The organism is Intrasporangium sp. (assembly GCF_032907665.1).
Taxonomy (GTDB): domain Bacteria; phylum Actinomycetota; class Actinomycetes; order Actinomycetales; family Dermatophilaceae; genus Intrasporangium.
The window spans coordinates 1-24,842 of the sequence record NZ_JAJJPG010000016.1 but is presented as its reverse complement, the minus strand read 5'-3'; the positions used below and the strand labels follow the sequence as shown (position 1 = coordinate 24,842).

Genomic DNA, 24,842 nt, shown 5'->3' with positions numbered 1-24,842 from the left:
CGCTCAGGCCTCCAGGATCGCGACGACGCCCTGGCCACCGGCGGCGCAGATGGACACGAGGCCGCGCACGGGCTGCCCGGTCTCCTCGCGCTTCTCCTTGAGCTGCTTGGCGAGCGAGGCGACGATGCGCCCGCCCGTCGCAGCGAACGGGTGGCCCGCGGCGAGCGAGGACCCGTTGACGTTGAGCTTGCTGCGATCGATCGAGCCGAGCGGCCCGTCGAGCCCCAGCTTCTTGATGGAGTACTCCTCGTCCTCCCAGGCCTTGAGATGCGTCAGGACGGTGGAGGCGAAGGCCTCGTGGATCTCGTAGAAGTCGAAGTCCTGAAGGGTCAGGCCGTTGCGCGCGAGCAGCCTCGGCACGGCGTAGGTCGGGGCCATGAGCAGGCCCTCGTCGCCGTGGACGTAGTCGACCGCAGCGGCCTCGCCGTCGACGAACCACGCCAGGGGGCTCAGGTGGTGCGCCTCGGCCCAATCCTCGCTTGCGAGCAGGACCGAGGAGGCGCCATCGGTCAGCGGTGTGGAGTTGCCGGCCGTCATCGTGGCGTTCTCACCCGTGCCGAAGACCGGCTTCAGTTTGGAGAGCGCCTCGACGGACGAGTCGGGGCGGAGGTTGCTGTCGCGCGTGAGGCCGAGGTAAGAGGTCATGAGGTCGTCGAAGAAGCCTCGCTCGTAGGCTGCGGCGAGCTTCTGGTGGCTGGCGGCCGCGAGCTCGTCCTGCTCCTCCCGCGAGATGCCCCACTGGGCGGCCGTGATGGCCATGTGCTCCCCCATCGACATCCCGGTGCGGGCTTCGACGTTCTCGGGGATCGACGGCGCGAGGTGGGTCGGTCGGAAGGCGGTGAGCGCCTTGACCTTGCCCGCCGGGGTCTTGGCTCGGTTCGCCGCGAGCAGGGTCGTGCGCAGGCCCTCGCTGACGGCGATCGGCGCATCGCTCGTGGTGTCCGTGCCGCCCGCGATGCCCGACTCGATCTGGCCGAGAGCGATCTTGTTGGCGACGAGGATCGCGGCCTCGAGACCGGTGCCGCAGGCCTGCTGGATGTCGTAGGCGGGGGTCCGAGGGTCGAGACGCGTCCCGAGGACCGACTCGCGGGTGAGGTTGAAGTCGCGTGCGTGCTTGAGCACCGCTCCTGCGACGACCTCACCGAGCCGCTCTCCCGCCAGGCCGTAGCGGGCGACGAGCCCGTCGAGCGCCGCGGTGAGCATGTCCTGGTTGGACGCATTGGCGTAGGCGCCGTGCGCTCTGGCGAAGGGGATCCGGTTGCCGCCGAGGACGGCGACCCGGCGCGTCTTCCGTGCCGGTCGCTTGCGGGACGTGGATGCCATGGAACTCTCCTGGTGGTCCGGGTGCGGACCGTCGCGGTCCGCCTCGAGATCAACATAACCGAAACTCTCGGTAGTCGATACAGCGAGTACCTGTTAGTTTGCCTGCATGACCAACGCCGAGACCCCCCGGCGGCCCCGCCCCGTTGCGGACGGCCGGTCGGCCCGTTGGGTCCGGCACCGCGAGGAGCGGCGCGCGAGCCTCGTCGACTCGGCCATCCGGGCCATCCGGCGACACGGCGCCGGGGTGGGGATGGACGACATCGCCGGCGAGGCAGGCACGAGCAAGACCGTGATCTACCGCCACTTCGAGGACCGCGCCGGGCTGTACCGCGCGGTGGCCCAGCGGGTCGACCAGCGTGTCGTCGGAGACGTCGCCGCGGCCCTCGAGCGGTCCACTGCCGCCGGTCACGACCCGCGCGAGCTCATCTCGTCCACCGTTGACGCCTACCTCTCGCTCGTCGAGTCAGATCCCGAGCTGTACCGCTTCGTGGTCAACCGGCCGATGGTCGACCGACCCCTCCCGGACGATCCGGTCGGCGCGCTCGTCGGCCACGTCACGGACCAGCTCAGCGGGATGCTGGAGGCCTCGATCGGCGGGTCCGACATCGCCCCGGCGACGATCCGGATCTGGGCGGTGGCGCTGGTCGGGTCGGTCCAGGCCGTGGCCGACGACTGGCTGGCCTCGTCTCCCAGGCCCCCCCGGGACGAGCTCGTGGAGTCGCTGACGGAGCTGGCGTGGCACGGTCTCGCTCCTGCTCTTTCCCCTGAAGGTCCTGACCCATGGAGGCACCCATCATGAGCTCCGATCTCGCTGACGACCTGCGCCGCGTCCTCGACGGTCCTCGACGGCAGATCCGGGACGACTGTCGGGCCCTGGACCCATCGCTCGTCGGACCGCCCCCACAGCCCCTGCCGATGGACGAGCACCGCGCGAGGGTCACGGACCAGCTTCTGCGGCTCGCCGACGAGCCCTTCCCCGGATGGGGGTTCGCCGAGGACCAGGGCGGTTCCGGCCGGTTCGCGGACTCGGTCACCGCCTTCGAGATGCTCGGGCACGGAGACCTGTCGCTCTTCGTCAAGGCAGGGGTGCAGTGGGGTCTCTTCGGCGGCGCCGTCGCCCTCCTCGGCACGGAGCGTCATCATCACCTGCTCCCCCGGATCATCAGCGGAGAGCTGCTCGGCTGCTTCGCGATGACCGAGACCGGGCACGGCAGCGATGTCCAGGGCCTGCTCACGACGGCGACCTATGACCGCGACACCGACGAGATCGTCGTCCACACTCCGAGCGCCGAGGCCCGGAAGGACTACATCGGCAACGCCGCCCGCGACGGGAGGCTCGCCGCAGTCTTCGCCCAGCTCGTCGTCGACGGAACATCGCAGGGAGTCCACTGCGTGCTCGTCCCCATCCGTTCGGAGGACGGCGCTGCCCTCCGTGGCGTGACGATCACCGACTGCGGTCCCAAGCTCGGCCTCGCGGGGGTCGACAACGGCCGGCTCGTCTTCGACCACGTGCGCGTGCCTCGCGCCAACCTGCTGGGCCGATACGGCGACATCGGCGCCGACGGCACCTATGCGAGCCCCATCGAGAAGCCGACGAAGCGGTTCTTCACGATGTTGGGAACCCTCGTCCGGGGACGCATCTCCGTCTCGGGCGGGGCAGGGGCTGCCGCTCGGTCGGCGCTCGTGATCGCCACTCGCTACGGCGACACTCGCACCCAGTTCGCACCACCCGACTCGGACGACGAGACGGTCCTGCTCGACTACCGCACCCACCAACGCCGCCTGCTGCCCCGGATCGCGGATGCCTACGCGCTCGCGCTCACCCAGAACGAGGTCGTCACGGCGATGGACGACATCCTCGCCGGGCGCACCACCGACGAGCAGGACGTGCGGCAGTTGGAGACGCGTGCTGCCGGCCTCAAGGCGCTCACGACGAGACACGCGACGGACACGATCCAGGAGTGCCGTGAGGCCTGCGGCGGCGCCGGCTACCTGTGGGCCAACCGCCTCGCCCTCCTCAAGGCGGACACCGACATCTTCACAACCTTCGAGGGCGACAACACCGTCCTGCTCCAGCTCGTCGCGAAGTCCCTCCTCGGCGAGTACGCCGATACCTTCGGGGACCTGGACACGGCCGGCATCGTCCGCTTCGGGGCTCGCGTCGCCGCGGGCGCCGTCCTGGAGCGCACCGCCGTCCGCGGGCTCGTCCAGCGCATTATCGACGCCGCGCCCGGTCGGGAGGAGGACGCCACCTTCGCCGACCGCGGAGTCCAGCTGCGCCTCATCTGCGACCGGGAGGCGCACCTCATCGAAGGCCTCGCCGCGCGACTCCGGCGTGCCGACGAACCCGACGTCGACACCTTCGAGTCGTTCAACAACACCCAGGACCACCTCGTGGCGACCGCCGTCGCCCACGTGGAGCGGATCGTCGTCGAGGCGTTCGCCGAGGCAGTCGAGGACGCGGAGGAGGGTCCGGCGCGGGACCTGCTCTCGCGGGTCTGCGACCTGCATGCACTCAGCGTCATCGAGCGCCACAAGGCGTGGTACCTCGAGCACGACCGGCTCAGCCCGGCCCGGACGAAGGCCCTGACCGCCTACGTCAACGAGATCTGCGCCGAGCTGAGACCTCACGCGGTGACCCTCGTCGACGCGTTCGGCGTGCCCGAGGCACTCCTCACGACCGAGATGCTCGACGGCTCCTGACCCCGGGCCAGCGCGGGCCAGGCCGCGCGTCAGGGGCGCGGTGCGAGCGGCGGTCAGAGCGTGACGTAGCGCCCGCGACGGTGGAACAGCGGCTCCGGCTCCTCGCCCACTTCCACGTGCTCGACGTCCGCCTCGAGGAGCACCGACCATCCCACGTCGCGGCGTGACCTCGCGTCGACCCGCACGCCGAGCCAGGACGGGGCCGACGCGAGCCGTGGCCCCCACTCCGTCTGCTCCCACTCTCCGTGTCGGAAGGGCCCCCCTGGCGCCGGGAACCGACCCGCGAAGACCTCTGCGAGCTCTCGGTGCCGCCACGAGAGCAGGGCGGCCACGGCGGTCGCGGTCTCCTCGATCCGCTCGAGCAGGTCGGTGTCCGGGTGGAGCAGCACGACGACCCGGGCGGGGTCCCCGGCGACGACGAGGAAGGACGTCACGGTCAGCCCGGTGCGCTCTATCCCCTCCCCCGCCGTCCAGAGGGACACGGCACCACCGACCCGGCCGCGAAACCGTCGGATCGGGTCCCGATCCCCCTCGTCCGCCTCGAAGGGGTGGCTCGAGTGGATCGTCACTCAGGTCCCGCGACGAGGAGTCGGTCGTCGACCGCCACCTCACCCGGCTCGAGCACGTCCGCGTAGACGCCTGCGCACTGGGCCGGCCTCCTCGTGACGGTCAGCGTGCAGGCACCGACGCGCACGACGGAACCCACGAGGGAAGCCAGGACCTCCGGCTCGACGTCGAGGACGATGTTGGCCTTGGGGTGCGTCTCGACGTACTCCTCCGCGGAGACGAGATGGACCGCGTGCTTCTTCGAGCGGTTCCCCTCAGGACCCGTGGACGTGATCTCGACGGTCCCCAGCTCCTGTGCCGGGGAGTCCGAGTCCGGGTAGATGAACAGGCTCGTCACTGTCGCGTCCATGTCGGCCACCGCCTTCCACTTCCTGGAGCGAGTCTAGGCCCGATAGCGCGAACAACGTGCGGCCGGGAGCAGATCACCCTCGGCGTGGCGTCCGCCGCTCGGATCCATCGGCGCCGTCAGGCGTCCCTGACCACCGGGCTGAGACCGAGGGAATCGATCAGGTCGATCACCCTGCGTCGGATCTCGTCCCGGATCGGACGGACGGCGTCGACGCCCTTGCCTGCCGGGTCATCGATTTCCCAGTCCTCGTAGCGTTTGCCGGGGAAGATCGGGCAGGCGTCGCCACAGCCCATCGTGATGACGACGTCGGACTCCTTGACCGCCTCGGTCGTGAGGATCTTCGGCGTCTCCGCCGACAGGTCGATCCCCTCCTCGGCCATCGCCGCCACCGCGGAGGGGTTGACCTGGTCGGCCGGGGCAGATCCTGCGGAGCGCACCTCGACCTGTCCGCCGGAGAGAGCGGTCAGGTAGGCAGCGGCCATCTGTGAGCGGCCTGCGTTGTGGACGCAGACGAACAGGACGGACGGCTTGTCGGACATGTGAGCTCCTTGGTCGCCGTGAGCGGCGGTCAGCGTGTGGCTTGGTGTGGGAAGCGCCGGCGCAGCCAGAGGCTGACGTAGACGAGGCCGACGAGGACGGGGACCTCGATGAGCGGGCCCACGACGCCGGCCAGGGCCTGTCCGGAGGTGACGCCGAACGTGGCGATGGCAACCGCGATGGCGAGCTCGAAGTTGTTGCCGGCGGCGGTGAAGGCCAGCGTCGTCGTGCGCTCGTAGGACATGCGAAGGAGACGGCCGACGAGGTAGCCGCCGGCCCACATGACGGCGAAATAGGCGAACAGAGGCAGCGCGATGCGCGCGACGTCGAGTGGACGGCTCGTGATCCGGTCACCTTGGAGCGCGAAGAGGATGACGATGGTGAAGAGCAGCCCGTAGAGCGCCCACGGTCCGACCCGGGGCAGGAAACGCTCCTCGTACCAGGCTCGCCCACGGGCCCGCTCCCCCCAGGTTCGGGACAGATAGCCGGCGAGCAACGGGATGCCGAGGAAGATGAGCACGGACTTGGCGATCTGCCAGGGCGACACATCGAGGGTGGCCTGCTCCAGGCCGAGCCAGCCGGGCAGGACCGAGAGGTAGAACCAGCCGAGGGCGGCGAAGGCGATGACCTGGAAGATCGAGTTGAGTGCGACGAGGACCGCGGCCGCCTCCCGGTCGCCGCAGGCGAGGTCGTTCCAGATGATGACCATCGCGATGCAGCGGGCGAGTCCGACGATGATCAGACCGGTGCGGTAGGCGGGCAGGTCCGGAAGGAAGATCCAGGCGAGCGCGAACATCAGCGCCGGGCCGATGAGCCAGTTGAGCACGAGCGAGCTGACCAGCATCCGCTTGTCGGCGGTCACCGTGTCGAGCCGGTCGTAGCGGACCTTGGCCAGGACCGGGTACATCATGACGAGCAGGCCCAGCGCGATGGGCAGGGAGACCCCGTCGATCTCGACCGCCCCGAGGGCCTCGCCCAGCCCGGGGACGAGCCGGCCGAGGAGGAGACCGGCCAGCATCGCAGCACCGATCCACACCGGCAGGAACCGGTCCAGGACCGAGAGCCGGGCAGTGACGACGTCGGACCCGTCCTCGCTGCGCGCGGGGGCGAGGTCGGACTGCTGGCTCATCGCGCGGCTCGCTGTCGGTAGTATCGATCGTGGTCGATACCATCGAATCAGGCGGTATCGACGGCTGTCAATGTTGTGTCCCGCTGCGGACGCGAGAGGTGGAACACATGACGACCGAGCTCACGCTCCTCGAGTCGGCCATCGCCAAGTGTGCAGGCGTCCCCCACCCCCTCCCCCTCGAGCGCGACGAAGCGGACGAGCTCGCCGCCCTGCTCAAGGCCGTCGCAGACCCGGCGCGGCTCCAGCTGCTCACCCTGGTTCGCGGGAGCGAGGGAGGCTCCGCGTGCGCGTGCGACCTCACCCCGTCGGTGGGACTGTCCCAACCGACCGTCTCGCACCACCTCAAGGTCCTCACCGAGGCCGGTCTGCTCACGCGGGAGCGGCGGGGGTCGTGGGCCTGGTTCACCGTCGTGCCCGAGCGACTCGCCCAGCTCTCGCGCGTCTTCGGACAGGATGCCGGTCGAAGACCGTGAATGAAGTCGGTGCCTGCCGGTCCGAGCAGGTCAGCCGGTCGAGCGTTGCGGCGACGACCATCTGACCGGGCGGGGTCGGGGCAGGGTGATTGAGGGCGTGGGCTGCTCCTCGCTGTGGGCGGCTCGTGGGGGCGGAGGCTGCGACGTCGTCGACCTGTTCCGGACGCGGCCTCGTCGTGTGAGGAGAAGGTGCGTGAACCGCTCGCCTGGCGTGGCCCGTGCCTTCCTGCCCAGAACGATGCGCCAAGTGGTCACGAGGAGGAGGGTCGTGATGCACAGCAGGATCGCCGTCTCGATGAGCTGGAACTCCCAGAACCGGTCATCCGGGTGGTAACGGATCTGGTCCCGCGCGACGGCCGAGCCCGGCACCGGTCCGCCGAACCCGCCGTCGTGGACGATCAAGCCCTGCGCCGCCACCGATGGGTCCTCGGTCGTTGCCGGCTCCCGGTACCGGGGCCGGAGGTAGAACTCGACCGGGAGCCGCACAGCCAGGTATCCGACGACGGTGATCGCGGCTGCCACGACCGTCCGCCGCACGACGGCACCGGCCAGGATTGCGATCGCGACCGCCACTATCACGTATGCGGGGAAGACCAGGACCGCGTGATTGAACTTCGCCGTGGTGAACCGCTGTGGAGCCAGCGGGCCGAACCACCAGCTGGCACCTGCGGCGAATGCGACAGACACCGCGCCAACCCCGCCGAGGACGAGGGCGAGTTTGCTGGTCAACCAGCGGCGGCGGGTCACGCCCTGGGTCCAGGCCAGCTGCCAGGTTCCCTGCTCGAACTCTCGCGCCAGCAGCGGGGCACCGATCATCATTCCCGCCAGCATCGGGAGGAAGGGGAGCCATCCGGCGAACTGGCCCGGCAGCCCTGCCCAGCTGTTCTCGAAGGACCGCAGCGTCTGGACACAGGATCCTGGGTCGGCGGCGAAGATCTGCACGTGGCAGGCGCCGATCCCATCTCGCTCGTGCGCCTCGTGCATGGGAACCCCGTGGACCAACAGCAGGACCCCCAGCACGGTCAGGACGACCGCGGCCGCGAAGACCTCCCCGCGGTGCTGGCGCCAGATGAGCCAGGTCATGAGTGCGCCGCCACCGCTGCATCGTGCGCCGGTCGGGTTCGAGTCTGTGATCGTCTCAGGTAGGCCAGGACCAGGTCCTCCAAGCTCAGGGTGCGCGGCTCCCACCCCGGCATCGGGTGGGCAGCGCCGATCCGGGCCACCACGTGCGCATGACGATCGGCGCGCTCGACGTGGACGACCTCCGGTCCGTCGGGGACCTCTGCGCGCGGGCCGATCAGCAGCTTGTGGCTGTCGAGGAGTGCGTCGATGTCGCCCGCCAGTTGCACCCGACCCGCGGTGATGAGCACCAGGTGATCACACACGCGTTCGAGTTCTGCGACGTTGTGAGAAGAAAGCAGGACGGTGAGGTCCTCCTGGACCACCGTGGCCATCAGTGTCTGCATGAACTCCCGCCTGGCGAGCGGGTCGAGGCTTGCCACCGGCTCGTCCAGGATGAGCAGCCGCGGCCTCTTGGCCAGGGCCAGGGCCAGGGCCACCTGGGCCTGCTGGCCGCCGGAGAGACGGCCCGCCAGCCGGTCCAGCGGGATGCCGAGGTCGGCGAGCCGACGCTCGGCAACGCGTTGGTCCCACCGACCGTTCAGGGCGCGTCCGAGGTGGAGCAGGTCGCGCACCCGGAACCTGGGATAGAGCGGGTGGTCCTGGGCGACATAGCCGAGCTGCGCGAGCGCCCGGGACGACTCGGCAGGGGCGAGCTCGTCGAAGAGGGCGACCGATCCGGTGGTGGGTCGCATCAGGCCGCTGGCCAGCTGCAGGAGCGTCGTCTTGCCGGCGCCGTTCGGCCCGACCAGCGCGATGACCCGTCCGGCCGGCAGTTCCAGGTCGCAGTCGCGGAGCGCCCACACGGCGCCGTAGCGCTTGCCGAGTCCTGAGGCCGACACCGCCGTTGTCACGCGACACCCTCCTCAGCCGACTCCCGGCGGACGACGGCGATCAGCGCTGCGACAGCGTCATCGTCCAGCCCGGCCTCCTCCGCACTCGTCAGCCACCGCTCCAGGCCGCGTCGCAACGCGGCATACCGAGCCGGCGGAATCGCCGTCCCCGGTGCGCCGGTCACGAAGGTCCCGACGCCGGGCTTGGCCGAAATCAGGCCTTCCTGCTCCAGCTGCCGATAGGCCTTGGACACGGTGTTGGGGTTGATCGCCAGCTGCTCGACCGCCTCACGGATCATCGGCAACTGGTCGCCGTTCTTGAGATACCCCACCAGCACGGCCTGCCGAACCTGGTGGACCAGCTGCAGGTACGGCGGAACGCCCGACTTGCCCTCCAGACGGAACACAAACATGACTCGCTCCTCTGCTTTCCTACGTACCTAGGAAAGCAGGGTGGTGAGTCCTGGGTCAAGGGTCGGTTCTCTCATCAACTGGGGCCCAGCTTCGCTACCGACCATTCCCTCCGCCTGGAGCAGGAATCCCGTGATGCGGTCGATCGCCAAGGTGACCCGGGCATTCTGTGGCGGCGAGAAGACCCAGCGAGCCACGGACGGAGCGTCCTGGAGTGTGGAGGTCTTGTTGTCAGTGCCACGAAGCTGTTCACGCGGTGTCGGCGGGGGTTGGCGATACTGGTGGGCGTGCAGTACGTGTCCAGAGTGCCACGACCGCCGCTGGACGGGCTGATCGACGATCTCTACTACCACGGCGGACGGACCGCACGAGATGCTGACGCTGCTCGAGGAGGAGCTCACACGACGGCTGTGCGAGACCGCCGGCCTGGGACTGGTCCGCCATACGACCGGCGTCATCGCGGCGACCAGCGGGGCGGTGGCGATCGGCGACCTGAGGGTGGCAGCCGGTGTCAGCAGCACTCATCTGGCACAGCGGTTCAAGGAGCTCATCGGCGTCACGCCGAAGGGGCTGGCCCGCACCTACCGCTTCACCGCCACCGTGTTCTCGATCAACCCCGCCGAACCGATCGACTGGGGCGACCTCGCCGCTCGCGCAGGCTACGTCGACCAGGCACACTTCGGCCACGAGTTCCGGGCGTTCACCGGGCTCACGCCGACCCGGTACGTCGAAGTCCGGCGGCAGTTCCTGCGCGAGCATCCCGGCCACGTGCTGGCCGGCTGGCCGCTGCCGGCCGTTTGATTTCTGACACGTGCGACAGCTCACGACACGCCAATATGGGGGCATCCCACAGCAGAGGAGAGCCCCATGGGCAAAGTAGTCATGTACAGCTCGGTGTCGGTGGACGGCTTCATCGCGGAGGAGAACGACCAGCCTGGGCCGCTGTTCGACTGGTTGTCCAGCGGTGACGTGCCGTTGGACGAGAGCGGCGAGCTGAAGGTGTCGCAGACGTCCTATGACTACACCCGGCCGTACTGGGACCAGATCGGGGCGACCGTCGTCGGCCGCCACGTCTTCGACATGACGGACGGCTGGGACGGGAAGCCCCCGGGCGGGGTCGACCACGTGGTCGTCGTGACGCACCGGCCGGAGCCTGAGGGCTGGGACACCGAGGCGCCGTTTCACTTCGTGGACGGCGTCGAGGCAGCCGTGGCCAAGGCGCAGGAGCTTGCGGGTGACCGCATAGTCGAGGTCGCTGCTGGCGACGTTGGTGGACAGGTGCTTGCCGCAGGCCTGGTCGACGAGGTGCGCATGGACGTCGTACCCATCGTGTTCGGGTCCGGCAAGCGCTACTTCGGGTCGGTCGACGCGCAGCACCTGCTGGAGGACCCTGACGTGGTGATTCAGGGCAACCGGGTGCTTCACCTGCGCTATCGGGTGCGCCGCTGACCGTCCTGAGCCCGACCAGCCGGCTGCACGCCGAGCTCTGGCAGCGCACCGGCCAGCTCCACCCCGACGTCGACCTGGACCACAACGAAGCAACCCTGCCCCCGATCACGGGGGCAGGGTTGGAACGTCGAGCACATGGTGGACGTGAAGGGACTCGAACCCCTGACCTCTCGCGTGTGAAGCGAGCGCTCTAACCAGCTGAGCTACACGTCCGGGCTGGTGCGGGAAAACAATAGCGGTTGGGCGCGGCCCGGCCCTAATCGACTCCGGGGAGCCGCAAGAGCTGCGCCTCGGCCCAGTCCGGCGTCCAGGCCGGCACGCCGACGATCGCGAACATCGCCCAGAAGATCGCCCAGACCAGCAGCAGGGTCGCCAGACCGATGAGGAAACGGATCCACATCGGCTGCGCCATCACCCAGCGGTTCCACAGCTGCACGTTGTGCTTGACGAAGTCGAGCCACCGTTGCGCGAACTCGAACTCGCTCGCGAGGATGACCAGGCCGAGGATGACGACAGCCCACCCCGGTCCCGGGGCCGGGACCATGACGAGCCCACCCACCGTCACGACCGAACCGACGACGCCGACTGCGGTGCGCCACGCGAGGTGCGTGGCCGGGTTGCGACGCAGCCGGGCCCGCCACGCCCACCGGTCCTCGTGGACATCGAGCGTGACGTTGGGATCGCCGTAGTCGATGACGGACTCGACCGTGTCGGCCCGCTTGTCGGTGTCGGTCACGGGTCGAGGTCCTGCTCTGCGCGCTCCCGGAAGAGGTCCCGCAGGCCGGCCGTGACCGGGCCGACGGGCAGGTCACGGCCGTCGACGGCGTGGATGGGCAGCACGTCCTTCGTCGAGCTGGTGATGAAGACCTCGTCGGCGGTGGCCAGCACGTCGAGCGGAAGGCTGACCTCACGGATCGGCACGCCCGCATCGGAGGCCCACTCGAGCACGAGCTCGCGGGTGATGCCGGGAAGCAGCCCCGAGTCGACATGTGGGGTCAGGACCTCGCCGTCCACGACGACGAAGATGTTGCTGCCGGTGCACTCGCAGAGCTCGCCACGGGTGTTGCCGAAGACGGCCTCGGTCGCACCGACCTCCTTGGCGCGGGCGAGGGCGACGACGTTCTCGGCGTAGGACGTCGTCTTGAGCCCGGCGACGGCCGAGCGCTCGTTGCGCGTCCAGGGGACGACGGTGAGCCGGCCGGAGACGGGCGGTCTCGGCTGTGGCGCGGCCAGGACGATGTAGGTGAGGTTCGCTCCGCCCCGGTCCGAGCCCAGCGGACCGACGCCGCCGGTGACGCTGTAGCGCAGTCGTCCGAAGTCGATGGGCTCCCCCGCGAGCACGGCGTCGATCCCCTTCGCGATGACAGTGAGGTCGACCGGCGGCAGGCCGAGGCCAGCCGCCGACCGCTCGAGCCGGGCGTGGTGGCGGGAGAGGGCGAACGGCCGTCCACGATCGATCTTGGCAGTCTCGAAGACTGCGTCGCCGACCGTCACGGCGTGGTCCAGGGCCGAGATGGAGGGTGCGTGTGGGTCGACGAGGTCGCCGCCTACCCACACGCGAGGAGGGCTGCCGGTCATGACGTCATGGTGTCACAGTGCCGGTCGCGAGCCCGACCAGTCTGGCGGCCTTGAGCTCGGTCTCGGTCCACTCCGCGTCGGGATCGGAGTGCCAGGTGATCCCGGCACCCGTGCCGAACTTCAGCCATCGATTCCCCGCACCGTCGTGCTCTGCCCAGAACGTCCTGATGCCCACGGCGAGGTCGGCCTCCTCACGGTCCGCGTCGACCCACCCGATCGCGCCGCAGTACGGGCCCCGCGGTGCCTGCTCGAGGTCGGTGATGGCCGTCAGGGCACTGGACTTGGGCGCCCCCGAGACCGAGCCCGGCGGATACGTCGTGCCGATGATGTCGCGCCACGTCACCCCGGCGCGCAGGCGGCCGCTCACCGTCGAGACGAGGTGCACGAGGCCCGGGTGACGCTCGAGGACGCAGAGCTCGTCCACCGACACCGTCCCGGGCTCGCACACGCCGGAGAGGTCGTTGCGCATGAGGTCGACGATCATGACGTTCTCGGCGTGGTCCTTCGGGAGCATCTGCTCCGGAGACTCGGCAGTGCCCTTGATGGGCCTCGTCACGAGTCGACCATCGCGCCGTCCGAGGAACAGCTCGGGCGACGCACTGACGACGTCGACCCCGGCAGCCGCGCACCTGATGCGGGCGGCATGCGGCGCCGGGTTGCCTTGACGCAGCAGCTGGTCGAGTCCATCGAGGTCGGCGTCCTCGGCGAGCGGGTGTTGCAGGACCCGGCACACGTTGACCTGGTAGACGGTGCCTGCGGCGATCCGGCGTCGCACTTCCCGGACCGCCTCGACGTATGCCGCTGAGCTGAGCGAGCTGTCCCAGTGACGTCCCAGCGGGCGCCAGTCCACGGCCCGCGGGGCGGGGTCGCCGCGTCGCACGTCCGCGAAGCGGACGGCGGTGACGGCGCCCTCGAAGGTCGCGACGACCGCCCAGAACCCCTCGCGCGAGATGGCCTCGAGGGCGTCGGAACCGTGCCGGACGTCGATGACCTCCCGCGCGTGGCGGTCGCTGAATCGGGCGTGGTCCACCCGCAGATCCTAGGGTCGCGGAGACCTCAGCCGGCGAGGGCCTTCTCGATGTCCTCGGTCAGCTTGGCGGGCTCCACCTGCGGGGCGTAGCGACCGATGACGTGCCCGTCGCGGCCGACGAGGAACTTGGTGAAGTTCCACTTGATCCGGTCGCCGAGCAGGCCACCCTTCTCGGACCTCAGCCACTCCCAGACCGGATGGGCGTCGTCGCCGTTGACGTCCACCTTCGCCATCATCGGGAAGGTCACGCCGTAGTTCTTCTGGCAGAAGGCGCCGATCTCGTCATCGGTGCCGGGATCCTGGCCGCCGAACTGGTTGCACGGGAAGCCGACCACCGTGAAGCCGCGGTCGCGGTAGGTCTCCCAGAGCTGCTCGAGCCCGGCGAACTGTGGCGTGTAGCCGCACTCGCTCGCCGTGTTGACGACGAGCACGACGTCGCCGGAGTAGTCCGACAGGGACCGCTCGGTGCCATCGATCGTCGTCGCCGTGAAGTCGCCGAGAACGGCCACTGGTCCTCCTTGGGTGAGACGGTGCGGGCGCCGCAGGGCACCCTTCATGGGAAGCAAGCCCAGCGGCATACGGCTTATTCCTCCGGCTCGGGCGGCGTGTCCCTGCCCTCCCGCTCATCGCGCTCGGCCCACTCGAGCAGCGGCGCGATGTCGAAGACGGCGTCGTCGATGCCCGCGTGGAGGTCGCCGAGCCTGGCGAACCGGTCGGGCATCGTCGCGATGGTGAAGTCGTCGGGCACCGCCTCATCGATCTCGTCCCACGCGATCGGGGCCGACACGGTGCCCCGGCCGTTGCCGCGGACACTGTAGGCCGCCGCGATGGTGTGATCGCGAGCGTTCTGGTTGTAGTCGACGAAGAGGTCCTCGGGAGACCGGTCGCGGCGCCACCAGGCCGTCGTCACGTCGTCGGGCAGGCGTCGCTCCACCTCTCGGGCGAAGGCGAGGGCCGCCCGCCTGACGTCCTGGAACCCGTGCTCCGGCGTGATCCGGACGTAGACGTGCAGGCCGCGGCCGCCCGACGTCTTCGGCCAGCCGACCGCCCCGATCTCGTCGAGGATCTCGTGAGTGGTGTGCGCCGCCCTCCGCACCTTCTCGAAAGGGCACCGCGGCATCGGGTCGAGGTCGATGCGCCACTCGTCGGGTTTCTCCGTGTCAGCCCGTCGGGAGTTCCACGGGTGGAACTCCACCGTGGACATCTGCACCGCCCAGATCACGTCGGCGAGACGCTGGACGCAGAGCTCGTCGGCGTGCAGCCCGTAGCGGGGGAAGTGCAGCCGCACCGTCTCGACCCACGGAGGGGCCCCGGCCGGTAGTCGCTTCTGATGGACCTTCTTGCCGTCGACGCCCTTGGGGAACCGGTGCAGCATGCAGGGCCGGTCACGCAGTGCGTTGACGATCCCCGGCCCCACCGACAGGTAGTAGTTCGCGAGGTCGAGCTTCGTCTCGCCGCGCTCGGAGAAATAGACCCGGTCGGGATTGGTCACCCGGACCTCGAAGCCCTCCACGTCGAGCACGACAGCTGGAGTCTTGCTGGACGCGGCGGCCATGGAGCCACCCTACTTGTGGGCGTTGGACATTTCGGGCTGCCGATCGCCGCGAGCCGTCGTAGTGTCGATTCACCGACCCGACGGACCACCTCGCGCACCCACGACGAGACCGTTGCACTCCCACCGAGACTGAGCAGGAGCCCTCGAGATGAAGCCCCTCCACCGCGTGTTTCCCACGCTCCTCGCCACGGTGATTGCCCTGCTGGTCGCCGCGATCGCCCCGAGCACGTCCGCCACGGCGGCACCAACCCCTCTCCGCGCGGAGACCGCCCCGACGGCGACGACGCTCGCGCCGGCTGCCCTCGACGCGCGCGCGGCCACACCCGGACCGACCGCCGCCCCGGCGGGCGCTGACCCGAGCATCGCCGCCACCGAGTTCACCACGGATCTCTCCAGGGTGAACTGTTCCAACATCCGGGAGCTCGGGTCGAGCAAGGTCGTGCGGGACAAGGGCATGAGCGCCTTCACCGTCCGCCAGTACATCGGCTGGTGCTGGGACTCCGCCGGGTCCGCGTGGATGAACTTCTCGTCCGTCTACGTCTGGGCGCAGTACCACTCGCTGGGCCTGTCCTACCGGGCCCAGACCGGCGTCGTCGTCGGCGGCGGGGGCGACACCCGTGGCTACCAGGTCGGCGCGAACCGGCAGCGCCTGACCTACTCCGTCCCGGTGCGCACCGTCAAGTGGTGCACGCAGGGCTGGGGCAAGCTGCTCCGCAGCGGCTCCGAGTCCGCCGCCGGGCTGACCTCGCTCGTCTGCTGACGCCGGCGCGACGAAGGCCTCCGACCGGTCGGTCGGGGGCCTTCGCGCCAGAGCGGATCACACCGGTGGCCCAGGTGAAGGAGGTCCCGGTCTACAGACCAGCAAGGACGGCGGCGCCGAGCAGCAGTGCTTCCGATCCCGTCTACCGGCCGGCGCTTCCGCTGCCGTAGGGCCGGGTGAGGATCTCGAGCTTGTGGCCGTCCGGATCCGACCAGTACACGCCCCGGCCGCCGTCGTTGTGGTTGATCTCGCCGGGTTGGTTGTAGCCGGGATCGGCCCAGTATTGGAGGCCCCGCTTGATGATCCGGTCAAGGATCTCGTCGAACTCCTCCTCCGAGACCAGGAAGGCGTAGTGCTGGGAGGAGACCTCCTGCCGGGTGTCGAGGAAGTCCAGGGAGACGTCATTGCCCAACGGCAGGACCATGAAGTGGCTGAACGGCTCGGGGTCCGGTAGCCCGAGGACATCGGCATAGAAGCGGGCCGACGCCTTTCGGTCACGGACGTGGACGATGGTGTGGTTGAGCGTGACAGGCATCAGATCCTCCCATCCACGCAGCAGGTGGCCCGTCGCCGGACGGAGTGCTCCAGCGGCATCGTTGGGTCACTGCGCGCCGTTCGTCGTATCGGCGTACTCACAGCTCACTCGCGGGTTCAGGTTGACATAGAGTCCGCGCGGGTTGTGCCGCCAGATCTACACATGCAGGCCCCAGATCCCGGCCGAACCGATCTCGGGGTAGAACCTGAACTCCTGGCCGAAGAGGCCGGGGGGCTCGAGCGTTCCCGGTAGGTCGGCTGCCGGGATCACGTACTCCACGGCGTTGAGCCGCCAGCCTCCATTGCGGCGCTTTTCGTACAGCAGCAGCTCTGGCTGTGCGGGCTCGATGTGCCCGCCATCGGTGAGGTAGCTGACGTTGTAGAAGTGGTTTCCCATCGTGCCCGGTGCCTCGCCATGGAAGCCGTTCGGGTAGTCCATGCACTTCGGTTCCTCCGACCAGCCGGCAGCCAGCGCTGCATCCACGTCATGGAAGGGTGCAGTCGCAACCGCCAGCTCGACCAGGTCACGCACCTCCAGGTCCCGGGGCAGATGTGCACCGGCCGGGGCGGCGGTGACGCCGATCAGGGCCAGGGCGCTCACTGCGACCGCGACGGCCTGGCGCACCGTGTGCCGTCCTCGCGTCATCACATTCACACACTCCTTTGACGGCTCGATTGACGGTTCGGACTCGTGGCTTCGACGCTACGAGCGGGTGAGGAACGGCGACAGTGCCAGTGCCGGCGAAATCGAACTGGGCCGGACGCGGGCAGGTCGCAGCGGCGAGTTGCAGCAGGAGCGGCGCACGGTGACCCGTGGTGACGATGTGCGCGATGATGGGGAGATGGCACAAGGCTGGTTCACCCGCCCCGGAGGACGTGCCCCGGCCCGGATCATGACGTGGACCTGCACCTGACCCTCGATCCCGGGCAGCCGGTGACCCGGCAGATCTTCGAGCAGATCCGGGATGCCGTGTTGAGCGGGCGGCTACAGGGGGGACAGGCCCTGCCGTCCAGTCGCAGCCTCGCGGCCGCACTGGGGGTGTCGCGGACGACCGTGCTGGCGGCCGTGGACCACCTGATGGCCGAGGGATATCTCAGCGCTCGTGCCGGAGTCGGGACCTACGTGAGCCAGGACGTTCAGGGCGTGGAACGGCCATGGACGCGGCCCTCGGCCCTCCGACCGCTCCCGTGGTGGGGCGAGGATTCGTGGGGTGTGCCCGAGCAGCCCGGTGAGGCACCAGCGTTCGACTTCGGGACCGGCGTCCCCGACCCCAGCCGCTTTCCGTTCGCGACCTGGCGGCGCCTGCTCGACGGCGCGAACCAGGCTGCCGCGGAGCACGGTCGCTACGCCGACCCTCAGGGCGTCCCGGCGCTGCGCAGGTCGCTGGCCCGCCATCTGGCGGTCAGCCGCGGGCTGCGTGCCAGCAGTGACGACGTGGTGGTGACCGCCGGTGTCCAGCAGGCCATCACGCTCCTCGCCCAGGTCCTGCTGGAGCCGGGTGATCTGGTCGCGGTCGAGGACCCCGGATATCCGCTGGTACGCCGCGCCTTCACGGCCGCACGCGCGCGCGTGGTGCCCGTGCCGGTTGACGGCGACGGGTTGGCCGTGCACCTGCTGCCCGCCGGTGCCAAGCTCGTCTACGTCACCCCCGCCCACCACTTCCCTCTGGGCGTGCGCATGTCCCTCTCGCGGCGCACGGCCCTGCTGGAGTGGGCACGCGACAGTGACGCCGCCGTGGTCGAGGACGACTACGACACCGACTTCCGGTACGGCGGACGCCCCATCGACGCCCTGCACAGCCTCGATCGAGCCGGCCGCGTCGTCTATGTCGGGTCATTCTCCAAGACCCTGCTGCCGTCACTGCGGCTCGGCTACTGTGTCGCCCCACCGGCTCTGCGCGACGCCCTCCGCCGCGCACGGTTCGTCGCCGACTGGCACGGACCGGTCGCACCCCAGCTCGCCCTCGCAGGCTTCATCGACGAAGGGCGGCTGACCACGTACATCCGCAAGATGCGACGCCACTACGAGGCCAAGCGCGTCCGGCTCATCCAAACCCTGGACTCCGACTTCGACGACGTGCTTGCGCGCATCCCCTCGACCGCAGGCCTCCACCTGGCCGCCTGGGCGACCTCCGACAACGCCGACGTGGATGGCTGGCTCCGGCGCGCGGCGAAGCAGGGAGTTGCCGTGAGCGCCGTACAGGACTATGCGACCCAACCCGTCCGTCCGGGTATGGTCTTCGGCTTCGGGGCCATCCCCGCGGAACGTGTCGCACCAGGGCTCGCCCGGCTGCGCGCTGCCATCGACGCCTGACCGTCGGCCACGGGCACCAGCCCCTCACACGGCCGCGCGACCGTCGGGTCGCGGCCGACTGGCCTATGTCAATGGTCCACGACCGGCCCTCGCCCCCCGCGAGTGAGCGGTCCTAGCGTAGGCACCGTGCTGCCCGCTACTACCCCCGAGATGACGGACCGGCGGCCGCTTCACTGGTTGGGCATGTACTACTCGTCCAAGGCGGTCAGCCTTGTCCAGGACGCCGACCTCGACAAGCCGACGCCCTGCGACGGATGGATGGTGCGAGACCTGCTGCGCCATATGATCGGCCACAACCGAGGCTTCGCCTCGGCGCTCGAGGGCCACCAAACAACCGAACTGGGCATCTGGGGCGGGTTGGACCTCGGGGTCGATCCGCGACGCCACTGGGCGGAGTCCGCCCGACGAGTCGTGGCCGCATTCGCCACTCGGTCCGCGCAGGCAGGCGATGTCCCGCTCTCGGTCTTTGGCGTCGTGCCGCTCACCCAAGCCGTCCGGATGCATGCCATCGACTACCTGCTCCACGCCTGGGACCTCGGAGCGGCTCTTGGGCGCAAGCCCGTCCTGGACGAAGGGGCCTGCCTCGACGTTCTCGACATCGTCGTCTCGTGGCCGGCTGGTCATCCCGAGATCTGGGGCCCTGGCGCGCCCTTCGGGCATCCGCTCGCACTGCCAGCCTCCTCGCCGGCCGCCGACCGCGTGCTGGGACTCCTTGGTCGTTCCCCCACGTGGCCGGACGAGGGGTGACCGTCGCCGGTCCGTCAGTCCGGGCACCCGGGACGGATCCGGACCTTGACGTCATTGCTGCGGCCGGCACCTCACCCGACTGACGGCACATCCTGTGCATCGGGGTTGCGGAGGGTGAGTACCACGACGCCGGAGCCGAGGGTCCGGCTTGCCGTCAGTTCGAGCTTCTTGTTGAGTCCCTGGTCGAGGAGGAGGTCGCCCTCGTCGCCGACTCCGGCCAGGCAGGGATGGACCCACACATGCAGCTCAGTGAGCAGGTCGGCGCGCAGGAGCGTCTTCGCCACCGGTCCGTAGCCGTGCATCAGGATGGACGCGCCGTTCTGGGCGCGGAGCTCTCGGACCTCCTCGACGAGATCACCGTCGAGGACCGTGGTGTTCTCCCAGGCGGGCTTGGTGAGGGTGGTCGAGGCGACATACTTGGGAATGGCGTTGATCGCGTCGGCGTACTCGCCTTGCCTTCCCGGCCATGCACCGGCATAGACCTCATAGGTCCTGCGACCCATGAGCATGGCGTCGGCGGCCCGGAGTTGCTCCAGCGCCAGGGCATCGGACTCGGCATCGACGTAGTCGAAGTGCCACTTGTCCATGTGGTTGACGACCCCGTCCAGGCTGACGAACGTCGAGCTGATGATGTTCTTCATGGATCTCCTCTCAACTGGCCAAGGGCTGGAAGGCGACGCGGGCGACGCTCGCCAGCAACCAGACGCTAAGGCGGCGGTTGGTGCGGGACCAGAGCCAATTCTGCCCGCGCCACCGTGGGCCGGTTGGGGGCTGAATGTCGGTGGTGAGCCGCGGTTGCCCACTGCTAACGTGACGGAGTCCGTGCGAGAGGTGGAGGAGGTGGTACCCGTGAACGTTTCGACGTGGGTGCTTCTCCCTGGAGTCACGGTCGGGCGATAGGTCGTCCGGGAGCGCCCTTCACCAGGCTTTCCCGAAGGAACGACCATGCGATTCACTTCTGAGCGGCGGTTCGATGACCTCGTCGAGCGCAGGTTCATGCTCGGCGAGATCTGCGGCATCCTGTGGGTGCCGGAATCCGCATCCTCATCCGGCCAAGTGCCCCTGATCCTGGCCGGCCAACCCGGAGGCCCTGCCGGCCTGGACCTTACGTATCCGGCGTTGCGTGGACGAGCTCAGTCCGCCGCGAGGGCAGGCTTCGCCACCGCCACCATCGAGCTACCTGGGAGCGGCGCTCGGGCTGAGCCGGCAGGCGTTGACCAGGCACGCGCAGAGCTGCGCCAGGCGGTCACGGACGGTAAACGGGTGGCCGATGACCTCATCGACCGACTCGTCCTCCCGCTCGTCGACCGAGCGGTCCCGGAATGGCAGTCCACCCTGGACGCGCTGCTTGCGGTGCCTGAGATCGGTGATCGGGTCGGGTATTCAGGCGGAGTGATCTCCGTCGGCACTCGACTGGCGGCGGTAGAGCCCCGCATCTCGGCCGCAGTGCTGTTCGCCGGCAGTTACGTGCCCCGCACCATCATGGAAGAGGCCCGTCACGTCACCATTCCGCTGTACGTCCTGCTGCAGTGGGACGACGAGCACAACGACCGGCACGTGGCGCTGGATCTGTTCGACGCCTTCGGCACGCGGGAGAAGACACTGAACGCCAATCTCGGTGGACACACCGGTGTCCCGCAACACGCCGGCGAAGAAGCAACCCGGTTCTTCACCAGGCACCTGCGCTCCGTCGAGGGCGGTCCCGCAGTCGAGCGGGCACGGGCCACGCCGCCCAGAGAGAGGAGATGACGTAGCGGACGCCACGACGGCCGACCCCAGCGCAGCCACCACGGATGTCAGGAGTTGGCCGTCCAGGTCCCGAAGGCCTCGCTTGTGCTCTGCACGTCGTTCGTCCGGGGTTCACCCTCACCGACAAGATGCTGCGGACGCCTGGCCTGGGACAGCCCGCTGTCGACGCTGAGGCGGCCCGTACCCCACGTCCGGATCTGCACTCCGCAGGACGTCGGGCAGGCGGTCGCCTTCCTCGCGACCGACGCCAACACCCATATCAATGCCAGACCGTGTCGTCGGCGGCGGACGAGGCTCAGTCGATGACATCGCCTTCTCCCCTCGCGCTCGGACCAGCGTCCGTCCGTCGTGGGCAGGGCAGCAAGATTCGAAAGTCTGACGCTCGGGCTCGATGGCACCAATCCACGGTTCCCGTGGGCGCCACCCACCCGCATGCTGACCTACTGGCTCACAGGCACCCACAGAGGCATCGGGGTCGACCACGACGAACAACCCCAGCATCAGCCCCAGCCGCAACAGCAGAGCGGCGCCGAATCTTCGCACCCTATGGTGCGCGACCGGCGCCGCGTTGCTGACCTGCGGTTTCTCTGTGGGCGATACTGGGTTTGAACCAGTGACCTCTTCCGTGTCAAGGAAGCGCGCTACCACTGCGCCAATCGCCCGTGATCTGTGGTGCACCGAGGTGGAGACGGGATTTGAACCCGTGTACGCGGCTTTGCAGGCCGCTGCCTCGCCTCTCGGCCACTCCACCGGTGAAGGCAAGTTGCCCTCCGAGCGGACGACCGGGCTCGAACCGGCGACCTCAACCTTGGCAAGGTTGCGCTCTACCAACTGAGCTACGTCCGCAGGAACACCAGCGGTGTAACTTCCCCGCTCGGTGCTTGGTAGACAGTAGCGGATCGGTCGGGGAGATACAAAACCGCTTCAGTGGCTCGGGCGGCCGTCGTCACGAGGCCGGGCGACGCCCTCCGCGAGCTCGCGGTCGATGGCCTCGGCGAGGTGCGAACGCTCTCGTTTGGTGAACTGCTGGTCCCTCGTCCGCTGGTCCCCCACGGCCGGGTCGACCTGCTCCGCGGGAGTGGTGTCGTCGCCTCGCGTGAGCAGCCCCCCGGCCCAGTTCGCGAGCCTCGTGCCGGCGCCGTCCCGCAGCTCGACAGGCCAGAGCACCCTTGTCGCCGCGTTGAGCCCGGCACCGATGAGGATCGCGATGGCGAGGGCGTAGAGCCAGATGAGCAGGACGATGGGCGTGCTGAGCGGGCCGTAGATCGACGACCCACCGAGCGAGGCCTCGAGCGAGGTCCGCACGACGAGCGAGGCAAGCAGCCAGATCCCCAGGGCGAGCAGCGCCCCCGGCACATTGCGCCACCAGCTCGCCCGCCGCGGTGTTGCGATGTGGAAGAGCGTCGTCAGCACGGCGATCGACAGGACGAGCACGAGCGGCCAGTACGCGATCATCAGCAGCTTCAGCCGCTCCGGCAGCCACCCCTCGATGATGGTCGGACCGAGCAGGACGAGCGGGAGCAGAACCACCGCCATGACCACCCCGAGCGTGTAGAGGCCGAAGGTGAGGAAACGCTGCCGCAGGATCCCTCGGCCGTCACCCTGGCCGTACATGATCGAGATGGTGTCGACGAAGACGTTGAGCGCACGCGACCCGGACCAGAGGGCGAGGAGGAAGCCGACCGAGAGGAGGTCCAGTCGCCCGCCCTGCAGGACGTCCCGGACCGTGGGCAGCAGCAGCTCCTCGATGCTCGACTCGGTGAGGAACCCGGACGCGTACTCCGTGACGACGGCCAGGAGCCGGTCCACGCTGTCGGGGCCGATGAGGTTGCCGAGGTAGCCGACCCCACCGAAGAGCCCGAGGACGAAGGGCGGCAGGGACAGGAGCAGGAAGAAGCCGCCCTCTGCCGCGAGGCCGGTCACGCGGTAGTTGAGGCAGATGCGGATCGTCTCGAGCGTCAGGCGCGCCAGGGGCACCGCCCCGGGGACCCGCTCGAGCGCGCGTCGTACTGCCGCCTTGACCGTCATCGTCCTCGAGGCTATCCGCCCGTGGTCGCTCGTCCGGGGTGACGCGCGCGACACGCAGCCCGTCCCGGGACCGTGGGGGTCCGGCCTACGCTGCTGGAGTGAGCACGCACGAGGTGACCAACCAGGCCCGGCCGTTCGTCGACCGAAACTTCCTCGACGAGGACCGCGCACTCGCGGACGCCGTCGCGAGATGGGTGCAGCCGGACGACGTCGGTCCACTGTCCGCCCTGGGCCGCCTCGCGGGGTCGGCCGAGGCGCAGGAGCACGGCCGTCTCGCCGACGCCAACCTGCCGGTCCTGCGCACCCACGACGCGCGTGGGAACCGGATCGACGAGGTGGAGTTCCACCCGTCCTGGCACTGGCTCATGACGCAGGCGGTCGGTGCCGGCCTCACGGCCGAGCCGTGGACCACGCCCGTCGGCCGGGGGGCCCACGCGAGGCGCGCCGCCGGCTTCATCATGTGGTCACGCGTGGAGGCCGGGCACGGGTGCCCCGTCTCCATGTCGTATGCCGCTGGGTCGGCTCTGCGCCACGACGCGGACCAGGCGTCCCGGTGGCTGCCGATGCTCGCGAGCCGGACCTACGACTTCGGCATCCGACCCCTGTCCGAGAAGGCCGGGGCCATCGCCGGCATGGGCATGACGGAGAAGCAGGGCGGCTCCGACGTCCGGACGAACACGACGACGGCCGAGCCGACCGCGGGCGGTCCGCTCCCGGGCGACACCTACCGGCTCACCGGCCACAAGTGGTTCTGCTCCGCCCCGATGAGCGATGTCTTCCTCATGTTGGCCCAGGCACCGGGTGGGCTCACCTGCTTCGTCGTCCCCCGGGCCCTCGATGACGGCACCCGCAACTCCTTCGCCCTGCAGCGGCTCAAGGACAAGCTCGGCAACCACTCGAACGCCTCGAGCGAGGTCGAGCTCGACGGCACGTGGGGGGCGCGCCTCGGCGAGGAGGGCCGCGGGGTGCGGACCATCATCGACATGGTCGGCGCGACGCGCCTCGACTGCGTGCTGGGATCCACCGCGACGATGCGCGACGCCGTGACCCGTGCCGTCCACCACGCGCGGGAGCGGTCGGCCTTCGGACGCCTGCTCGTCGACCAGCCGTTGATGCGCAACGTCCTCGCGGACCTCGCCCTCGAGGCCGAGGCGGCGACCGTCCTCGCCATGCGGCTCGCGCATGCGTTCGACGCGGGCGAGTCGGACTACGCGCGGCTCGGTGTGGCCCTCGGCAAGTACTGGGTGTGCAAGCGCACGGCGCCTATGGTGGCCGAGGCCCTCGAGTGCCTGGGCGGCAACGGCTACGTCGAGGAGAACGGCCTGGCGCGTCTCTACCGCGAGGCTCCACTCAACTCGATCTGGGAGGGCTCGGGCAACGTCAACGCCCTCGACGTCATCCGAGCCATCAGCCGCGAGCCGGCGAGCCTCGAAGCGCTCACCAAGGAGCTGCACCGGGTTCGCGGTGCCAGCCGTGCCCTCGATGAGCACACGGATCGGGCCGTGCAGCAGGCCCGTTCGCTCCAACCCGACTCCCCCGAGGCGGCCTTCGTCGCCCGGTCAGCCGTGGAGGGCCTCGCCGTGGCCATGCAGGCGTCCCTGCTCGTCGAGCACTCCCCCACCGTCGCCGACGCCTTCATCGCCAGCCGGGTCGA

Annotated in this window: 27 protein-coding genes and 4 tRNA genes; 10 read left to right on the top strand and 21 right to left on the bottom strand. The window is 69.5% G+C overall.

Annotation, left to right across the window (positions count from 1 at the left end; translation table 11 throughout):
- Positions 1–3 precede the first annotated feature (3 nt).
- Positions 4–1,323, bottom strand: coding sequence for an acetyl-CoA C-acetyltransferase (locus tag LOY02_RS04440; protein WP_317181122.1), 1,320 nt, complete (start codon positions 1,321–1,323; stop codon positions 4–6).
- Positions 1,324–1,429: 106 nt separating this feature from the next.
- Here LOY02_RS04440 and LOY02_RS04435 point away from each other — a divergent pair, with 106 nt between their 5' ends.
- A complete protein-coding gene (locus LOY02_RS04435; protein ID WP_317181121.1) occupies positions 1,430–2,122 on the top strand; it encodes a TetR/AcrR family transcriptional regulator in 693 nt (230 codons plus the stop codon).
- Positions 2,104–4,026, top strand: coding sequence for an acyl-CoA dehydrogenase (locus tag LOY02_RS04430; RefSeq protein ID WP_317181120.1), 1,923 nt, complete (start codon positions 2,104–2,106; stop codon positions 4,024–4,026). Before LOY02_RS04435 ends, LOY02_RS04430 begins: the two co-directional genes overlap by 19 nt.
- A gap of 53 nt (positions 4,027–4,079) precedes the next feature.
- On the opposite strand, the gene LOY02_RS04425 is transcribed toward LOY02_RS04430, so the two are convergent.
- The 4 genes from LOY02_RS04425 to arsB form a co-directional block, all read right to left on the bottom strand.
- Positions 4,080–4,595, bottom strand: coding sequence for a flavin reductase family protein (locus tag LOY02_RS04425; RefSeq protein ID WP_317181119.1), 516 nt, complete (start codon positions 4,593–4,595; stop codon positions 4,080–4,082).
- Positions 4,592–4,942, bottom strand: coding sequence for a hypothetical protein (locus tag LOY02_RS04420; protein ID WP_317181118.1), 351 nt, complete (start codon positions 4,940–4,942; stop codon positions 4,592–4,594). The genes LOY02_RS04425 and LOY02_RS04420 overlap by 4 nt, the downstream gene beginning before the upstream one ends.
- Positions 4,943–5,058: 116 nt before the next feature.
- Positions 5,059–5,481: an arsenate reductase ArsC gene (locus LOY02_RS04415; protein ID WP_317181117.1), complete on the bottom strand. Its 423-nt coding sequence runs from the start codon at positions 5,479–5,481 to the stop codon at positions 5,059–5,061.
- Positions 5,482–5,510: 29 nt separating this feature from the next.
- Positions 5,511–6,608, bottom strand: a complete 1,098-nt coding sequence (arsB, locus tag LOY02_RS04410) for an ACR3 family arsenite efflux transporter (RefSeq protein ID WP_317181116.1) — start codon at positions 6,606–6,608, stop codon at positions 5,511–5,513.
- Between the two features lie 107 nt (positions 6,609–6,715).
- Here arsB and LOY02_RS04405 point away from each other — a divergent pair, with 107 nt between their 5' ends.
- Complete coding sequence (locus LOY02_RS04405) at positions 6,716–7,081, top strand: metalloregulator ArsR/SmtB family transcription factor (RefSeq protein WP_317181115.1); 366 nt, start codon at positions 6,716–6,718, stop codon at positions 7,079–7,081.
- Positions 7,082–7,111: 30 nt separating this feature from the next.
- Here LOY02_RS04405 and LOY02_RS04400 read toward each other — a convergent pair whose 3' ends face one another.
- Genes LOY02_RS04400 through LOY02_RS04390 form a run of 3 tightly spaced genes read right to left on the bottom strand, consistent with a single transcriptional unit; the run spans position 7,112 to position 9,446 of the window.
- Positions 7,112–8,164, bottom strand: coding sequence for an ABC transporter permease (locus tag LOY02_RS04400; protein ID WP_317181114.1), 1,053 nt, complete (start codon positions 8,162–8,164; stop codon positions 7,112–7,114).
- Complete coding sequence (locus tag LOY02_RS04395; protein WP_317181113.1) at positions 8,161–9,054, bottom strand: ABC transporter ATP-binding protein; 894 nt, start codon at positions 9,052–9,054, stop codon at positions 8,161–8,163. The genes LOY02_RS04400 and LOY02_RS04395 overlap by 4 nt, the downstream gene beginning before the upstream one ends.
- The gene (locus LOY02_RS04390; protein WP_317181112.1) at positions 9,051–9,446 is read right to left on the bottom strand and encodes a GntR family transcriptional regulator; all 396 of its coding nucleotides are present in this window, start codon (positions 9,444–9,446) and stop codon (positions 9,051–9,053) included. Before LOY02_RS04390 ends, LOY02_RS04395 begins: the two co-directional genes overlap by 4 nt.
- A 370-nt stretch (positions 9,447–9,816) precedes the next feature.
- Between LOY02_RS04390 and LOY02_RS04385 the strand changes: the two genes are divergently transcribed.
- Entirely contained in the window at positions 9,817–10,245 is a 429-nt protein-coding gene (locus tag LOY02_RS04385; protein ID WP_317181111.1) for a helix-turn-helix domain-containing protein, read from the top strand.
- Between the two features lie 66 nt (positions 10,246–10,311).
- Positions 10,312–10,893: a dihydrofolate reductase family protein gene (locus LOY02_RS04380; protein ID WP_317181110.1), complete on the top strand. Its 582-nt coding sequence runs from the start codon at positions 10,312–10,314 to the stop codon at positions 10,891–10,893.
- Between the two features lie 136 nt (positions 10,894–11,029).
- Here LOY02_RS04380 and LOY02_RS04375 read toward each other — a convergent pair.
- From LOY02_RS04375 to ligD, 6 genes are all read right to left on the bottom strand, one after another.
- Positions 11,030–11,106 (bottom strand) — tRNA-Val (locus tag LOY02_RS04375).
- Between the two features lie 43 nt (positions 11,107–11,149).
- Positions 11,150–11,629 carry a TIGR02611 family protein gene (locus LOY02_RS04370; protein ID WP_317181109.1) on the bottom strand — a complete coding sequence of 160 codons (480 nt, stop codon included), beginning with the start codon at positions 11,627–11,629 and terminating at the stop codon, positions 11,150–11,152.
- Positions 11,626–12,471 carry an aminodeoxychorismate lyase gene (locus LOY02_RS04365; RefSeq protein ID WP_317181108.1) on the bottom strand — a complete coding sequence of 282 codons (846 nt, stop codon included), beginning with the start codon at positions 12,469–12,471 and terminating at the stop codon, positions 11,626–11,628. Before LOY02_RS04365 ends, LOY02_RS04370 begins: the two co-directional genes overlap by 4 nt.
- 4 nt (positions 12,472–12,475) lie before the next feature.
- Positions 12,476–13,501, bottom strand: coding sequence for an anthranilate synthase component I family protein (locus LOY02_RS04360; RefSeq protein ID WP_317181107.1), 1,026 nt, complete (start codon positions 13,499–13,501; stop codon positions 12,476–12,478).
- 26 nt (positions 13,502–13,527) lie between these two features.
- Positions 13,528–14,010, bottom strand: coding sequence for a glutathione peroxidase (locus tag LOY02_RS04355; RefSeq protein ID WP_317181106.1), 483 nt, complete (start codon positions 14,008–14,010; stop codon positions 13,528–13,530).
- Positions 14,011–14,084: 74 nt separating this feature from the next.
- The gene (gene ligD / locus LOY02_RS04350; RefSeq protein ID WP_317181105.1) at positions 14,085–15,056 is read right to left on the bottom strand and encodes a non-homologous end-joining DNA ligase; all 972 of its coding nucleotides are present in this window, start codon (positions 15,054–15,056) and stop codon (positions 14,085–14,087) included.
- A 148-nt stretch (positions 15,057–15,204) separates the two neighbouring features.
- Between ligD and LOY02_RS04345 the strand changes: the two genes are divergently transcribed.
- Positions 15,205–15,816, top strand: coding sequence for a hypothetical protein (locus LOY02_RS04345; protein WP_317181104.1), 612 nt, complete (start codon positions 15,205–15,207; stop codon positions 15,814–15,816).
- A gap of 142 nt (positions 15,817–15,958) precedes the next feature.
- Here the strand turns inward: LOY02_RS04345 and LOY02_RS04340 are convergent, their stop codons facing one another.
- Positions 15,959–16,351, bottom strand: a complete 393-nt coding sequence (locus LOY02_RS04340) for a VOC family protein (protein WP_317181103.1) — start codon at positions 16,349–16,351, stop codon at positions 15,959–15,961.
- A gap of 156 nt (positions 16,352–16,507) precedes the next feature.
- On the bottom strand, positions 16,508–16,975 hold the full coding sequence (locus LOY02_RS04335; protein ID WP_317181102.1) for a hypothetical protein: 468 nt from the start codon (positions 16,973–16,975) through the stop codon (positions 16,508–16,510).
- A 273-nt stretch (positions 16,976–17,248) separates the two neighbouring features.
- On the opposite strand from LOY02_RS04335, the gene LOY02_RS04330 reads away from it, so the two are divergent.
- Both LOY02_RS04330 and LOY02_RS04325 read left to right on the top strand, forming a co-directional pair.
- Entirely contained in the window at positions 17,249–18,664 is a 1,416-nt protein-coding gene (locus tag LOY02_RS04330; RefSeq protein WP_317181101.1) for a PLP-dependent aminotransferase family protein, read from the top strand.
- A gap of 126 nt (positions 18,665–18,790) precedes the next feature.
- Positions 18,791–19,411 (top strand): TIGR03086 family metal-binding protein, encoded by a 621-nt coding sequence (locus LOY02_RS04325; protein ID WP_317181100.1) that lies wholly within the window; start codon positions 18,791–18,793, stop codon positions 19,409–19,411.
- A gap of 71 nt (positions 19,412–19,482) precedes the next feature.
- Here LOY02_RS04325 and LOY02_RS04320 read toward each other — a convergent pair whose 3' ends face one another.
- Entirely contained in the window at positions 19,483–20,052 is a 570-nt protein-coding gene (locus LOY02_RS04320) for a dihydrofolate reductase family protein (protein WP_317181099.1), read from the bottom strand.
- Positions 20,053–20,407: 355 nt separating this feature from the next.
- On the opposite strand from LOY02_RS04320, the gene LOY02_RS04315 reads away from it, so the two are divergent.
- Positions 20,408–21,160, top strand: a complete 753-nt coding sequence (locus LOY02_RS04315) for an alpha/beta hydrolase (RefSeq protein WP_317181098.1) — start codon at positions 20,408–20,410, stop codon at positions 21,158–21,160.
- A 590-nt stretch (positions 21,161–21,750) separates the two neighbouring features.
- Here LOY02_RS04315 and LOY02_RS04310 read toward each other — a convergent pair.
- From LOY02_RS04310 to LOY02_RS04295, 4 genes are all read right to left on the bottom strand, one after another.
- Positions 21,751–21,822: transfer RNA gene (locus LOY02_RS04310), tRNA-Val, on the bottom strand.
- Between the two features lie 18 nt (positions 21,823–21,840).
- Positions 21,841–21,911: transfer RNA gene (locus tag LOY02_RS04305), tRNA-Cys, on the bottom strand.
- Positions 21,912–21,933: 22 nt separating this feature from the next.
- Positions 21,934–22,006 (bottom strand) — tRNA-Gly (locus LOY02_RS04300).
- 78 nt (positions 22,007–22,084) lie between these two features.
- A complete protein-coding gene (locus LOY02_RS04295; RefSeq protein ID WP_317181097.1) occupies positions 22,085–23,188 on the bottom strand; it encodes a YihY/virulence factor BrkB family protein in 1,104 nt (367 codons plus the stop codon).
- 98 nt (positions 23,189–23,286) lie between these two features.
- Here LOY02_RS04295 and LOY02_RS04290 point away from each other — a divergent pair.
- Positions 23,287–24,842 (top strand): acyl-CoA dehydrogenase family protein (locus LOY02_RS04290; RefSeq protein WP_317181096.1); only part of this gene is annotated, 1,556 nt, incomplete at its 3' end.

Coding starts and splice junctions, on each gene's coding strand:
- LOY02_RS04440 (WP_317181122.1), bottom strand. CDS start 1,323: ATGGCATCCACGTCCCGCAAGCGACCGGCACGGAAGACGCGCCGGGTC.
- LOY02_RS04435 (WP_317181121.1), top strand. CDS start 1,430: ATGACCAACGCCGAGACCCCCCGGCGGCCCCGCCCCGTTGCGGACGGC.
- LOY02_RS04430 (WP_317181120.1), top strand. CDS start 2,104: ATGGAGGCACCCATCATGAGCTCCGATCTCGCTGACGACCTGCGCCGC.
- LOY02_RS04420 (WP_317181118.1), bottom strand. CDS start 4,942: ATGGACGCGACAGTGACGAGCCTGTTCATCTACCCGGACTCGGACTCC.
- LOY02_RS04415 (WP_317181117.1), bottom strand. CDS start 5,481: ATGTCCGACAAGCCGTCCGTCCTGTTCGTCTGCGTCCACAACGCAGGC.
- arsB (WP_317181116.1), bottom strand. CDS start 6,608: ATGAGCCAGCAGTCCGACCTCGCCCCCGCGCGCAGCGAGGACGGGTCC.
- LOY02_RS04405 (WP_317181115.1), top strand. CDS start 6,716: ATGACGACCGAGCTCACGCTCCTCGAGTCGGCCATCGCCAAGTGTGCA.
- LOY02_RS04400 (WP_317181114.1), bottom strand. CDS start 8,164: ATGACCTGGCTCATCTGGCGCCAGCACCGCGGGGAGGTCTTCGCGGCC.
- LOY02_RS04390 (WP_317181112.1), bottom strand. CDS start 9,446: ATGTTTGTGTTCCGTCTGGAGGGCAAGTCGGGCGTTCCGCCGTACCTG.
- LOY02_RS04385 (WP_317181111.1), top strand. CDS start 9,817: ATGCTGACGCTGCTCGAGGAGGAGCTCACACGACGGCTGTGCGAGACC.
- LOY02_RS04380 (WP_317181110.1), top strand. CDS start 10,312: ATGGGCAAAGTAGTCATGTACAGCTCGGTGTCGGTGGACGGCTTCATC.
- LOY02_RS04365 (WP_317181108.1), bottom strand. CDS start 12,471: ATGACCGGCAGCCCTCCTCGCGTGTGGGTAGGCGGCGACCTCGTCGAC.
- ligD (WP_317181105.1), bottom strand. CDS start 15,056: ATGGCCGCCGCGTCCAGCAAGACTCCAGCTGTCGTGCTCGACGTGGAG.
- LOY02_RS04345 (WP_317181104.1), top strand. CDS start 15,205: ATGAAGCCCCTCCACCGCGTGTTTCCCACGCTCCTCGCCACGGTGATT.
- LOY02_RS04340 (WP_317181103.1), bottom strand. CDS start 16,351: ATGCCTGTCACGCTCAACCACACCATCGTCCACGTCCGTGACCGAAAG.
- LOY02_RS04320 (WP_317181099.1), bottom strand. CDS start 20,052: ATGAAGAACATCATCAGCTCGACGTTCGTCAGCCTGGACGGGGTCGTC.
- LOY02_RS04315 (WP_317181098.1), top strand. CDS start 20,408: ATGCTCGGCGAGATCTGCGGCATCCTGTGGGTGCCGGAATCCGCATCC.
- LOY02_RS04295 (WP_317181097.1), bottom strand. CDS start 23,188: ATGACGGTCAAGGCGGCAGTACGACGCGCGCTCGAGCGGGTCCCCGGG.